The organism is Streptomyces sp. NPDC051364, assembly GCF_040682115.1.
Taxonomy (GTDB): Bacteria; Actinomycetota; Actinomycetes; order Streptomycetales; family Streptomycetaceae; genus Streptomyces.
The window spans coordinates 28,792-40,997 of sequence record NZ_JBFBAH010000032.1; the positions used below are offsets into that span (position 1 = coordinate 28,792).

A 12,206-nucleotide genomic window follows, 5' to 3' on the forward strand; every position below is an offset into this window, starting at 1 on the left:
CACTCGATCGGCAGCGCCAGGACTTCACGCGCGGCGTCGCGTACGTCCGCTTCCGCGTCCACGTCCGTTGTGAGTCGTTCAAGCGCGGCTCAGGGCTCAGGGGCCGCTCTGCTCGCGCTCGGAGCCCTCTGCGGCCCGCCGGCCGCGGCCGGGCGCCACGGAGATCCGGCCCGCGATGGTCACCGGCGCGGCCTTGTGCTTCGGGGCGCTCGAGGTCGCGAGTGCACTCTCGCCCTCCTTCGTACTGTTCTGCGCCCTGCTGACCGCCGCAGGTCTGTGCGGGATGCTCTTCACGTCCGTAGTCAGTGCCAGGCTGCAGCTGACCGGCGATCCGGAGATGCGCGGCCGCATTGCTCGCGGCGTGCGGCGCCGTCGCCTGGCGCCACCGGATCACGGGTCGGCGATGCACCGAAGCCACACCGGACGCGGCCGTACCGCTGCGGCTCGACGATCACCTCGACTGACCGTCCGGCCCGCCCGCCGGGTCCCGGGGTGGGTGGGCTTTCCTTCGCGTCCTGGTACGGAGGTGAGGGCGTGGTTCCGTCCTGGTGAAGCAGTTGTTCGTCGTGGCACGAGCGCGCCTTCACGGTGTCGTGCCGGACGGATGCGGACCACGTCTGTTCTTGGTTGTGATCTACGGTTTCCGGCCGTGTGCGAGCCGGTGGTCCGGCAGGACTCTGGCGCGACGTGCGCAACTGGCCGATCCGGAGTGGAAATTCATCGAGCCCTCCCTGCCGATCGACAGGTTCGGCCCGTATCCCGTGCGGCTGCGTGAGCAGTTTCAGGGGGTGATCTTCGACCCGAGGGGGGAGCGTTCGAGGGACCGGGCCTGAGCGGACTGCCTATCGGTTCCAGCGGCCGAGCGCTGATGCTGCTCTCCGGCGGCTACGGCTCCCCCGTCGTCGCCCACCGGGCCACGCGAGGCCCAGACCCGCCCCCGCGCCGCGCTGGGCGTCGCCGAAGCTGGGAGGGTTCGACGATCTTGTCCGGTCTCAGCGGGGCCGGTGCGGCGGCCGACGGTGACGGCGCCGGAGAGCGGGGCGAGGCGGGTGCCGGCGCTCTGGCCAGCAGGGGGCGAATCATCATTTAAGATTCAAGGCTGGTCCGGACAAGGACCACATGACGCTGATCATGAAGATCCCGGGGAATCGCGTGACCGCCGGCGTGCGTCTCAGTGGCGTGGGGTGCCCAGCCCACCCGTGCAGGAACAGATGATCCCCAGGGAGAAGTGAGGTATGCCAGTGATCTGCGTCGGAGGCATGATCGGCATCGGCAAGACGAGTGTGGCCGAACTGCTCGCCAAGGAGCTGGGCAGCGAAGTCTTCTACGAGAGCGTGGACGACAATCCGGTCCTTCCGCTCTTCTACACGGCGAGCCCCGAGGAGATCCAGGCCAAGCGCTACCCCTTCCTGCTCCAGCTCTACTTCCTGCAGACGCGGTTCGCCTCGATCAAGGAGGCGTACAAGCAGGGCGACAACGTCCTCGACCGGTCCATCTACGAGGACTGGTACTTCGCCAAGGTCAATCACGACCTGGGCCGGATCAGCTCCCTCGAGATGGGGGTGTACGAGGGGCTGCTCAACGAGATGATGCGCGAAATCGACGGCCTGCCGTACCGCAAGGCGCCCGATCTCATGGTCTATCTCAAGGCGGACTTCGAGACAGTGCTGCACCGCATCGGGCTGCGGGGCCGCAATTTCGAACAGGACGAGAGCCTCGTCGAGTACTACCGGACGCTGTGGTCCGGCTATGACGACTGGGTGCACAAGCACTACTCGGCCAGCGAGGTGCTTGTCGTCGACATGAACCACACAGACGTGGTGAACAACCCCAAGGATGCGGCCCGCGTGGCTCAAGAGGTCAAGAACGCCCTGGCGGCGGTCCAGCGCCGGGGCTGAGCTTTCCGTCAGGTCCGCCGCCGAACGGGGCTCACACCTGTTCGGGACTTCCCCGGGGCCGGGGCGGGCGGGAACGTCACCGTCCGGGCACGGGTCCGGGCGGCGGCGGCCTCGGGGCGAAGCGGTTCGTACAAGACCGGGGCCGCCCGGGCGCGCCGGACACTGCCGTCATGACCCCATCCAGCGAAACTGCTGCCGCGCGCCGCCCGTGCGTTCACACGCGCTGCCGGCCTCTTCGCCCCACAGGCCTCAACGACCCCGTGGCCGCGCTGGTGCGCGAGCGGCTCTGGCGCGGCCTGCCGGCCATGCATCATGTGGCTCCGCGGCCGGACGAGGTGATCGTCGACGTCGGCTGCGGCACCGGCTCCCAGGCCCTGCACCGGAGGCGGAGACGGACGGGGGTGCCGGAGCCGAAGGTCAGCTGGTACGCGCCCGGGTCGGCGCGCCGGATGTCCGCCCAGGTGCGCCTCAGGTGCGCGGGCGGGCTGCGGAAATCCCCGGAACGCGTTCACGTCGAGGGTATTTCGTAAAACCGGAAATCCTCCCAGCCGCACTGTTCTCTTTGGGCAGCGGAACGCCCACCGAGGACCGATCAGCCGTCGTACCACCCGTACTTCGTGATCGTTCCATGACCGCTACAGCTACCGCCAAAGTCCCAGAATCCCGGCCCCTGCAGCGGGCCGTGGATGTCCGTGCCGTCGCTGCAGTGGGTCCACGCTCCGGTACGGCCGTAGTCGACGGTGACGGTCGCGCGCCACGAAACGCCGTTGAAGGAGTACGTGTTGAAACCGTGGTTCGGGACGTGCATCGGGGTGACCTTCCCAGGTACGGGAGCCTCCCAGACGACGTGCTCCGTCACTTTGGTACCGGTCGGCTCAAGCGTCGCGGCCTGAGCCGTGCCGCCGAACACGACGGTCCCGGCCAAGGCCGTGGCGCCACCGAGCACGAGGGCGATCGTCTTCTTGCTGCGCATGGACTGGTTCCCCCCTGGTTGGGTTTGTTGTCGGAACGCTATTTCAGGTTCCCCAGCAGGGTCAATGGCGCCTGACGGGCCCGAATTAGCCAAAAAGAACAGCCGAGTAAATGGAACCTGTTCCGCCAATGCCCGCAGATCGGCATTTCCCTGATGGGTGATGCGCGCCATGGCTATCAGGACCCCGGGATCGGAACCCGACGCCCGGGTCGCCGTGATGAGGACGCATCTCCCGGCCTCTTGTCCGGGACACTGGCTGGGCTCGCGGAGCGCGACGCGCTGTCCCTCGCGCACATCATGCGCACCGACCTGCCCTTGCACCGCTCGCTGCCCGACGACAGCGAGCTCCCCCGCGCCATCGCGGTCCTGGCCCGCGCCGGCAGGACGCGGTCTGTCGCGCCTCCGGCGGCCAACGTGCCTGAAAACCCTCGGATACTCGTGAGGCGGCGGCGAGGATTGCGTGCGGCGCGTGAGGAGTTCCGAACCGCCCCGTGCCCACCGAACGGCCGCGGTGGACCAACTCGGCGATCAACGAAGCCGCCGTGCTGGTCGACTGATGGCCGGTATCCCTCGGATTCACCCAGAACGCGATCTCCGCCACGACAACTCCGTGGGATGGAGCGCGGTCCGGCGCTCCGCTCTCCCCCTCGAAGCCGGGCCGCAGCCAGTCGGGTGCCGCCCCCGGGCCGGGGCCCGGTCGGCTGACACCCTTAAGATCGCGGCCCTGGACGAACGGGGGCCGGCGTGCCCTGGCACGTACTCGAAGGCGTCCCGGCCGGGCGGGAGGAGATACCCGGTCTGTTGCGCGGTTTGGCGATCCCCGGGCGGCGCCGCGGCGCATGGCAGCGACTGGAGGAGAGGCTGGGCTGGAACACCGCCAGCCTGGTCTTCGCCCACGCGGCGGCCCGCCTGTTCGCCCTGATCCCGGAATTCGACCGCCGGCTGCGCTGCGAGGTGCCAGAACTCCTGGCCGGGCGCGCCTGGACCTGTCCGCGTCCGGTCGGCGTCCACTTCATGTCCCACACGGTGTTCGCGTCCAGCGGGCACCACGTGGTGCCCTTCGTGGCCGACCGGGCGGCGGCGGTACGGACCAGCGCGGCCTGCGTCCTGCGCGAGCTCCCGGACGACGGCCCCGCGCCCCTCGACGCCCTGCGGCGCCAGGCCGCCGTGGAGAGCGACCCGACGGCCTTGGTCTCCGGACTGCTCGCGGTGGGAAGGTATACAGGATCCGGCACTGGCGCCTGGGATCCGGCGGAGGTCGCGGCGTGGCTGCCGCCGTGGCTGGACCACAGGAATGCCCACGTCCGGCTGGCGACTGCGAAGGCGCTGCTGACGGCGGGCATCTGGCTCGATCGGCACCCCCGCGGCCGCCGCTCTCCCCACCCTCCACGCGGTGACGGCCTCGAACCGCCGCTACGGTGGAAGCATCCTCGTGGACGAGGACTGTGCCGGATCGTCCGAACGGCGCTGGCCCGCATCAGCTAGGCCGTTTCGTTTGGATCCAGCAGAGGCGCACAGCGCACCGCTCTTCCCTGGGTCCGCGGTCGAAAAAGCCACCGGCGTGCGCTGCTGCCTGATGATGTTGACTACCATCGTGGGTAGTTGACATGCGGACCGGCCTGGGGGGCTTCTTGTGAATGATGCGGTCGAATTGGCGGACATGATTGCGCAGCTGCGCAGCGAGCTGAGCCGCGCGATGTCCGCCGGCGAGGAATCCGACCTGAAGTTCAAGGCGGAGCGCGTGGAATTGGAACTGACCGTGGGAGTGGAGCGGACCACCGAACCGGGCGTGAAGGTGCGGTTCTGGGTCTTCGACGCCGGCGCCTCGGCGAAGCGCTCGGCCACCGTCACCCAGAAGCTGACCCTCACGCTCCAGCCCGTACGGGCGGACGCTCCCGAGCAGATGGCCCTGATCTCCGGGGACGAGCTGCTCGGTGAGCGCTGAGGCGGCCACCGGGCGCGGCGGGCTCGACCCGCACCGCATCGCCGAGGTCATCGTCACCATCGCCGCCGGAGGCGGGCGGCGGGGCTCGGGGTACCGGGTCGGCGACACGGCGGTCCTGACCGCCTTCCACGTGGTGGCGGGGGCGGCAGAGGTGCTGGTGCGCTTCGACGCCGACCGGCCGGGCCAGTGGGCTGCGACGGCGGAGCTCGCCTGGTCGGATCCCGGGACGGACGTCGCGGTGCTGAGCTTCACGGCCCCGCCGGGCGCGGCGCCCGTCCCGTCCGCGCGGTTCGGCCGTATCGGCGACGACCGCCATGCCGTCATAGACGTCCACGCGGCGGGCTTCCCCCTGTGGAAGCGCCGACGCGGCGCCGACGGCATGCAGTTCCGGGAACTGCACCAGGCCGACGGAACCGTGGCCGCCCTGTCCAACCTGCGCACCGGGACCCTGGAGATCACGGTCCCGGCGGCGGCCGCCGACCCCGACCCCGCGGTATCACCCTGGTCGGGGATGTCCGGGGCCGCCGTGTGGGCCGGGCCGTACCTCGTCGGGGTGGTCGCCGAACACCACCGCGGAGAAGGCCTCGGCCGGCTCACGGCGGTCCGCATCGACCACACCCTGCAGCGGGTCGCCGATGGCCCCCGGGCGGAGCTGGCCGCGCTGCTCACCATCCCCGGTCACGCGGCGCTGCCGGAGGTCGGCGCCGAGCCGGACGCCCCGCCCCCGGGCCCGCCGGCCTCGTCCAAGGTCATCGGGCTGCCGGTCGCGCACGGCCTCGAGCTGTTCAAGGACCGGGCCGAGGCCCGGGACCTGATCGGCCGCCACCTCGCGGACCCGGGCATCCGGATGGTCACCGTCACCGGACGCCGGGGCATCGGCAAGAGCGCGGTCGCCGCCAAGGTCATGGAGCTGCTGGAACGCGGAGAGTGGCCGGGCCACGCCCAGGCGCCGCTTCCGGCGGGCCTGGTCAACCTGAGTACCCGTACCTCCGGGGTCTCCCTCGAACGCCTCTACTTCGACTGCGCCCGCGCCCTGGGCCCCGCGCACGAAGCACGCCTGCTGGACGTCTGGGCCGCCAACCGCCCCGTGCCGGACAAGATCGATGAACTGTTCGCCGCGATGGGGGACCGGCTCTTCGTCATCCTGGTCGACAACCTGGAGGACCGGCTCCTGGACGACGGCCGGCTCGACGACGAGGAACTCGACACCTTCTTCGACTGCCTCTTCCGGGCCCGGGGCACACCGAGGCTGCTGGTCACCTCGTCGCTACCGCTGCGTCTGCCGCCCGAGCTGCGCCGGTTCGCCGCCGAGGTCGAGCTGTCCGACGGTCTGCCGCCCGCCGAATCCGTCGCGCTGCTGCGCGAACTCGACCAGGACGGCACCCTCGGTGTGGCGCAGCTCTCGGACGAGGAGCTGCTGCAGGCAGCGGTCCGCGTCCACGGGGTTCCGCGCGCCCTGGAGCTGCTGGTGGGCGCCATGGCCGACGACACCCTGATGCTGCCGACGCTGGAGGACGTACTCGAGGACTTCACCCTGCGCGGTGACGTGGTCGCCGGCCTGGCCGAGGACCGCTACCAGCGCCTGGGTGCCGACAGCCGCAGCGTGCTGAACGTCCTCGCGGTGCTGCGCACCCCGGCGCCGCGTGAGGCGGTCGAGTGGATCGTCGGCGGCCTCGGTCCCGCCCTCGACGTCACCGCCGCCCTGTCCGGCCTGCTGCGGATGCGCATGCTGTCGGTGGACCGGGGAACCCGTACGTATGCCCTGCACCCGATGGACGCCGACCTCGCGTACGGCACCCTGCCAGCCGAAGGCCTGCTGGCGCGGCCTGCGTTGGAGCGGCGCGCGGCCGAGTGGTACGCGCGGATCGCCCCGCCTCGCCGGGACTGGCGCACGCTGGACGACATACAGGCCCACCGGCGGGCATTCGACCACCGGGTGCGGGCCGGGGACATGGACGAAGCGGCGCTGATCCTGGGCGCCATCGGGCAATGGATGGTGTGGCACGGCTCCGTGCTCGCTGCGATCTCGATGCACCTGACACTGGAGGAACAAGTGACCGACGACCGGGCACGCCTCGCCCACCTCATCAGCTTCGGGCACGCCCGGTTGAGCGCCGGCCCGCTGCCGCACGCGCTCGAACTCTTCACCGAGGCCGCGGAGTTGGCTGAGCGCATCGAGGACCGTCGTGTGCTCCAGGAGGCCATGTTCGGCCTCGGCGACGCGCACCGGCAGCTGGGCCGCCTGGAAGACGCGACGATCCCGCTGGCCCGGGCCGGCGCACTGGCCCGGGAGAACGGTGATGCCGAAGCGGAGGCCCACGCCGTTCTCAGCCTCAGTCTCGCCCACAGCACCCTCGGCGACGGGGAGGCATCCCTGGCGGGCGCCGACCGGCTGGGCGAAATCGCCGCGGCCTCAGGGGACCAGCTCACCGAAGCCCGCTCCTGGAACGCCCGCTTCACGGCCCTGCTGGCCCTGGGCCGCTGGGAGGAGACCATCGCGGCGGGCGACCGGGCCGTACGCGCCTACGCGGCCGCCGGCGTCCAGGAGGCGACGGACTACGCGCTGAACGCCAAGGGCGTGGCCCTGCTCGCCCTGGACCGCCCCGAGGAGGCTCTGTCCTGCCTGGAGGAGGCGCTGCGCGCGGCCTCGGCCATGGAGAATCCGCGGACCGAGGGCGTCTGCCTCTACAACACCGCCTGGGCGCAGTGGACCCTGGGCCGGTACGGACAGGCAGCCGAGGCGGCCGAGCGCTCGGCCGCCTCCCTGCACCGCGCCGGGGCCGCCGAGGCCGCGGCGGCGCAGGCACTCGGCGAAGCGGCCCGCGCCAGGATGGTGCCCGCTGCGCGTGCGGCGGCCGATGCCCTGGACCGGGCAGCGCAGGGCGCCGGCAGCAACGTGGAGATGGTCCGCGCTGCCTGGCTGACCGTGCAGGCCGAGCACTTGCGCGACCACGCCTGACGCCGCTCCGCCGAACCGCCCTGTGCGGCGAGGTACGGAAGCGTTCGGCCGACCCTGACCGGCCGTTGGGATGAGTGGGTCCGGTCCCCGTCGAACTTGGGCTCGTACCACCGCACGCCGGTCTCGCCAGATGACCCGCCCGGGATGCGCAGGCGCGTGCGGCGTGCATTCCGCACCGTCAGCCGGTAACGCCACACCACGCGTTCGGGGCGGTCAGGACAGCCGGCACGCGTGGAAACGGTTGGAGTGGATGTTCCCGAACGACGCGGGGATCCGGGCGATGCCCTGGTCCGGGCGGATGGTCCGACTCTGGCCCCGGTACTCGGTGCTGGACGTACGGGATGTGCTCTGCGGCGCCACGCTGGAGGAACTCCCCGAGCGGGCCCGGGTCGGCACCGGGGCCCCGCGTCGCTCAGCTCTTGGCGTTGCGGCCAGACCTGGAAGTGGTGCCGATCAGGGGCAACGCCCCCGGCCGACTCGCGCGCGTCCGTGGCCGGGACCGCCTGGACGCCGTGGTTCTCGCGGCGGCCGGGCTGAACCGGCTCGGGATGATGCCCGAGGTCCACCAGGTGCTCGATCCGGCTGCCTTCCTCCCGTCGCCCGGCCAGGGCGCGCTCGGTATCCAGGTCCGTGCCGACTCCAAGGCCGCTCGCCTGCTCGCCGGAACCGGTGACGTGCAGGTGGATGCGTGCGTGCGGGCCGAACGCGCTGTGCTGGCCGAGCTGCACGGCGGGTGCTCCGTCCCGGTCGGCGCGTGGGGAAGGATCAGGGAAGACGGGCTGCTGCATCTGTCGGCGGCTGTCACCTCGCTGGACGGCTCGAGGCAGGTGACCGCGGACGGGGCAGGTCCGGCGGAGGACCCGGAGAAGCTGGGGTCCTGCCTCGCCGGCGACCTTCTCGCGCAGGGCGCGGCCGGCATTCTCGCCCAGATCAGGAAGCCCTGAGCGTCCGCCACGAGGGTGTCCACGGTGTGCAGGGCCGGCTCGCTCAGGATCATGTCGGCGCCTTCGCCGCCCGCGTCAGCCTGCGACGACCAGTGCCCGTACGGGGCCGCCGATCCGTAGCCAGGCCGCGCCGCTGCGCTCCCAGACCGCCGAGCGGTCCTTGTCCAGGAGGTACAGGCGCTCCCCGCGTGCGCCGAATGCTGTTCCGGCGTCTCCGACGCGGGTCCAGGCGCCCGCACGGTAGCGCCACAGGCCGCTGTCGGCCCCGTTGGCGGCGTACAGCTCCGAGGGGCTCGCGTACAGGGCGGCTGCCGGACCTCCGACCGGGCTCCACACGCCCGCTTCACCGCTCCACCGGAACACCGCGCTCCGTTCTGGGTTGAGCCCGTACAGATGCTGGTCGGTCACGACGAAGTCGGCGCCCGCGGTCCCCGCGTACGACCAGGCTTCGCCCTTCCCTCCGTACGCGAAGATCCGGCCGTCCACCGGGTCGGTGGCGAACAGTCCCGCTCCCCCGCCGTAGAGACGTGCCGCCGGGCCCCCGACCCGAATCCAGGTGGCGTGCGCCCGGTCCCACCGGTGGACGGCGCCGCGGTCCTGGGCCAGCCGGTACAGGTCCGGTCCGCTGACTGCGAACCCGGCGGCACGGCCGCTGACGGTGCGCCAGCGGCCGGGAACGCCGCTGTAGCCGCGCAAGTCGCCGGACACCGGATCGGTCGCGAAGACCCCGGCCGGGCCGGCGTAGAGCTCTGCCGCCGGACCGCCGATCCTCACCCATTCGGTGCCGTTGCCGCTCCACTGGAGAACAGCCGAACCGTCCTCCGCTATCGCGTAGACGCCGCTGCCGGTGGCGGCCGGTACGTCGGCGGTTCCGCCGGGGGCGGTCGGCGCCGCGTCCGGGGCACCGGGGCTCGGCACCCCCGGGGAGGAGGACGAGGTCGGTGGGGATGTGGTGGTGCCCTCGGAGGGGGCGCTCTGTGGCGGCGCGCTCCCCGGCGCCGGGGAGCCGGCCGGGGGCGGGGAACCCGCCGAGGACTCCAGGGGGCCGAGAGGGAGGGTGGCCACCGGCTCGGCCACCGAGGGCGCCGTCCGCTGCCGGACCTGCTCCAGGGAGGTGGCAGGTACCGAGAGGGCCAGGGCGACCGCCGTGAGCAGCAGTACCCGGCGCAACCGTCGCGGATCCCGGGCGCCTCGGAGGATGCGGGAGCGCAGCGGGAGGGCCGGCAGCTTCCGGTGCTCCCGGCCGGCCGGTACGCGGGATTCCCGCAGTACCAGGCCCCCACTGACCTGCGCGCGAAACGGTTCCCGCAGGTGGCGGACCTCGTCGCGCAGGCGGCCGATCTGCCGCCTGCGGTCCTCCACTTCAGCGCCGATCCGGGCCACGGCGCCCTCCAGGCCGTACAAGGCGGGAGGACGCGGTACCCACAGGACGAGCTCCGTCCCCGGCAGGTGGGCGGCGCGGTCTGCGGGCGTTGCGTCCCCGCGCCGCTCCTCCTGCTGTGGCTCGGGTTCGGCGCTGACGGCCGGCCCGCCTTCGGCTCGGGCCATGGCGTCGTCGAGTTCCTTCTGGAGCCTGGCGGTCAGCCCCAGAAGGGTGCGTAACGCTTCTTCCGACTGGGCGAGTTCGGCGTCGGCCTGGCGCCGGGCGCGCTGAAGCGTCTCCCACGTCTCCGGAGCGGTTTCCCTTCCGTCCGACGCTCGGGCCCCGCCCTCCTCGGCCGCGCAGGCGGCGCCATGCAGTTCCCTGGCGCGGGTCCACAATTCGGCGCGGCCCCTCTCATCACGGACCCGCCCGGATATCACCCGTTTCAGGAGATCCAAGGGAATGATCTTCACTCCCGAGCGGTAGTCACTCCAACTGGTCTTTCCCGCCCCGTACGACTTCGCCAACTCCCGGACCGTACGGCCCTCCGTCACGCCCCGCAGGAACACCGCCAGCGCATTCGCCTGGGCGGTCTCCCCCTTCGGTTCCCCTTGCAGACGCCCCGCCCTGCCCATCCGTGCGGCTCCTCAGTGTCCGCGGGGCGCCCGGGTTTCCGCCCGCCCCGTTCCGGTCGACGTACCAGCAGATCAGGTGATGCGCCGGGCTTTCCACTGGTTGTCGGACAACCTGACGGTCCGTGGCTCGATTCCGCACGGCTCATCCGGCAACGGGGCGATGCGGACAGCGATGGATCTTTCCCTGTCCGCGGACAATGCCGATTGTCCGCGGCTGAACTGCTATTTCCCCGATTTCTGTGGACGGACAATCGGGCCGCCCGAAATCTGGGAACACCCGGCGGAACCCACCCGTCGGGACAACCGGAACTCTGCCGAAAGAGACGAATCACATGCGAAAGAAGCTCGCTCTGCTCGCCGTCGCCACAGCCGCGGTCACCGTGGTGACCGCCGCGACCTCGGCCAGCGCCGACACCCGCATCATCAAGGGTGCATACGTGTACTTCGACCCGTCCCGGAACATGTTCGGCATCGGCGACACCGAGGCTGACGGACACACCGCGTACCTGGACGTCAGGGTCAACGGTGGTCCTCAGCAGACATTCGGGAACCACAACGGCAACGGCACCTGGCGCGACGTGTACTCCAACGAGACCGGCATCCGGGACGGAAACACCCTCGCGTGGCGGGCCCGGGTCGGCGGCGGCGCGACTTCCGGCTGGGTGTACGAGACCGCCTGAGCCGGGGCACGAGCTGCAAGGCACGACAGAACACCGCTTCTGCTGCTCCATGTCGTACAAACCGAGGCGCCGAACTGTCGGTCTGCCCGGTGACCGTGTGAGGGGGAACCTTGAAATCAATCAAGAAGATCGCAGCGCGGGGTGTGCTCACCGCAAGCCTCATGCTCGGCAGCGTGATCGTCGGAGCATCGGAGGCGTCGGCTGCCGATGCGTACGTGCCGTGCCCTCCGGACTACTACAGGTGCCTCACCGCCAACACCGCACACGGCAATCTGGTCATGTGGACCAGGCTCGGGAGCGACCATCACGAGTACGCCAACTACCGGGCTGCTGGATGGCAAGGCGACAAGGTCTGGATGAACTGGACCAAAGACAACGGCAAAACCTGGTACGAAGAAACCGAGGTGACGGATTGGATCGGCGCCACCGACATCCTCGTACACGACTACTCGGACGTCTGGGACGGCAGCCCCTACAAGGTGCAGGTATGCACAGCTGACGCGTTCGGGAACTGGCTTCCCAACTGCACCCCCTGGCACTGACAGCCGGCCAGAGCTACGTGCACAGCACCCATCCGGGACGCCGAGACGGCGCCCCGGATGGGTGTCACGACGTGGTATGCCCGGCTCAACGCTCGTTTCCCTTCGTGGGCTTCTTCTCGAGCTGAGTACGTTCGGCCGTGGCGAGAGTGCCCGTGACCACGGCGCCGATGGCCAGGACGGCGACGAGGGGATTGCCATAGCCGGCCGGCGCCACACCTCACTGGATCTTCACGAACAGTGGCCGGATCCGGCCTCACCGCCGGACAT

Annotated in this window: 10 protein-coding genes; 7 read left to right on the forward strand and 3 right to left on the reverse strand. The window is 71.0% G+C overall.

The window, feature by feature from the left end; genetic code table 11:
• Positions 1-96: 96 nt before the first annotated feature.
• Positions 97-294, reverse strand: coding sequence for a hypothetical protein (locus AB0M76_RS36155; protein WP_365956987.1), 198 nt, complete (start codon positions 292-294; stop codon positions 97-99).
• 941 nt (positions 295-1,235) lie between these two features.
• Here AB0M76_RS36155 and AB0M76_RS36160 point away from each other — a divergent pair.
• On the forward strand, positions 1,236-1,898 hold the full coding sequence (locus AB0M76_RS36160) for a deoxynucleoside kinase (RefSeq protein WP_365956988.1): 663 nt from the start codon (positions 1,236-1,238) through the stop codon (positions 1,896-1,898).
• A gap of 592 nt (positions 1,899-2,490) precedes the next feature.
• Here the strand turns inward: AB0M76_RS36160 and AB0M76_RS36165 are convergent.
• Positions 2,491-2,871, reverse strand: a complete 381-nt coding sequence (locus AB0M76_RS36165; RefSeq protein ID WP_266670986.1) for a hypothetical protein — start codon at positions 2,869-2,871, stop codon at positions 2,491-2,493.
• Between the two features lie 744 nt (positions 2,872-3,615).
• Here AB0M76_RS36165 and AB0M76_RS36170 point away from each other — a divergent pair.
• The 4 genes from AB0M76_RS36170 to AB0M76_RS36185 all read left to right on the forward strand — a co-directional run bounded on the left by AB0M76_RS36170 (position 3,616) and on the right by AB0M76_RS36185 (position 8,719).
• Complete coding sequence (locus tag AB0M76_RS36170) at positions 3,616-4,356, forward strand: hypothetical protein (RefSeq protein WP_365956989.1); 741 nt, start codon at positions 3,616-3,618, stop codon at positions 4,354-4,356.
• Between the two features lie 166 nt (positions 4,357-4,522).
• Positions 4,523-4,816, forward strand: a complete 294-nt coding sequence (locus AB0M76_RS36175; RefSeq protein WP_365956990.1) for a trypco2 family protein — start codon at positions 4,523-4,525, stop codon at positions 4,814-4,816.
• On the forward strand, positions 4,806-7,775 hold the full coding sequence (locus tag AB0M76_RS36180) for a tetratricopeptide repeat-containing serine protease family protein (protein ID WP_365956991.1): 2,970 nt from the start codon (positions 4,806-4,808) through the stop codon (positions 7,773-7,775). Before AB0M76_RS36175 ends, AB0M76_RS36180 begins: the two co-directional genes overlap by 11 nt.
• Before the next feature lie 419 nt (positions 7,776-8,194).
• Positions 8,195-8,719, forward strand: coding sequence for a hypothetical protein (locus tag AB0M76_RS36185; protein WP_365956992.1), 525 nt, complete (start codon positions 8,195-8,197; stop codon positions 8,717-8,719).
• Between the two features lie 75 nt (positions 8,720-8,794).
• Here the strand turns inward: AB0M76_RS36185 and AB0M76_RS36190 are convergent, their stop codons facing one another.
• Positions 8,795-10,717 carry a hypothetical protein gene (locus AB0M76_RS36190; RefSeq protein WP_365956993.1) on the reverse strand — a complete coding sequence of 641 codons (1,923 nt, stop codon included), beginning with the start codon at positions 10,715-10,717 and terminating at the stop codon, positions 8,795-8,797.
• Positions 10,718-11,049: 332 nt separating this feature from the next.
• Here AB0M76_RS36190 and AB0M76_RS36195 point away from each other — a divergent pair, with 332 nt between their 5' ends.
• Complete coding sequence (locus AB0M76_RS36195; RefSeq protein WP_365956994.1) at positions 11,050-11,397, forward strand: hypothetical protein; 348 nt, start codon at positions 11,050-11,052, stop codon at positions 11,395-11,397.
• Positions 11,398-11,507: 110 nt separating this feature from the next.
• Positions 11,508-11,939, forward strand: coding sequence for a hypothetical protein (locus AB0M76_RS36200; RefSeq protein WP_365956995.1), 432 nt, complete (start codon positions 11,508-11,510; stop codon positions 11,937-11,939).
• Positions 11,940-12,206 lie beyond the last annotated feature (267 nt).

What these genes read in the sequence shown, in the direction of transcription:
- AB0M76_RS36160 (WP_365956988.1), top strand. Translation starts at nt 1,236, where the DNA reads ATGCCAGTGATCTGCGTCGGAGGCATGATCGGCATCGGCAAGACGAGT.
- AB0M76_RS36165 (WP_266670986.1), bottom strand. Translation starts at nt 2,871, where the DNA reads ATGCGCAGCAAGAAGACGATCGCCCTCGTGCTCGGTGGCGCCACGGCC.
- AB0M76_RS36190 (WP_365956993.1), bottom strand. Translation starts at nt 10,717, where the DNA reads ATGGGCAGGGCGGGGCGTCTGCAAGGGGAACCGAAGGGGGAGACCGCC.
- AB0M76_RS36195 (WP_365956994.1), top strand. Translation starts at nt 11,050, where the DNA reads ATGCGAAAGAAGCTCGCTCTGCTCGCCGTCGCCACAGCCGCGGTCACC.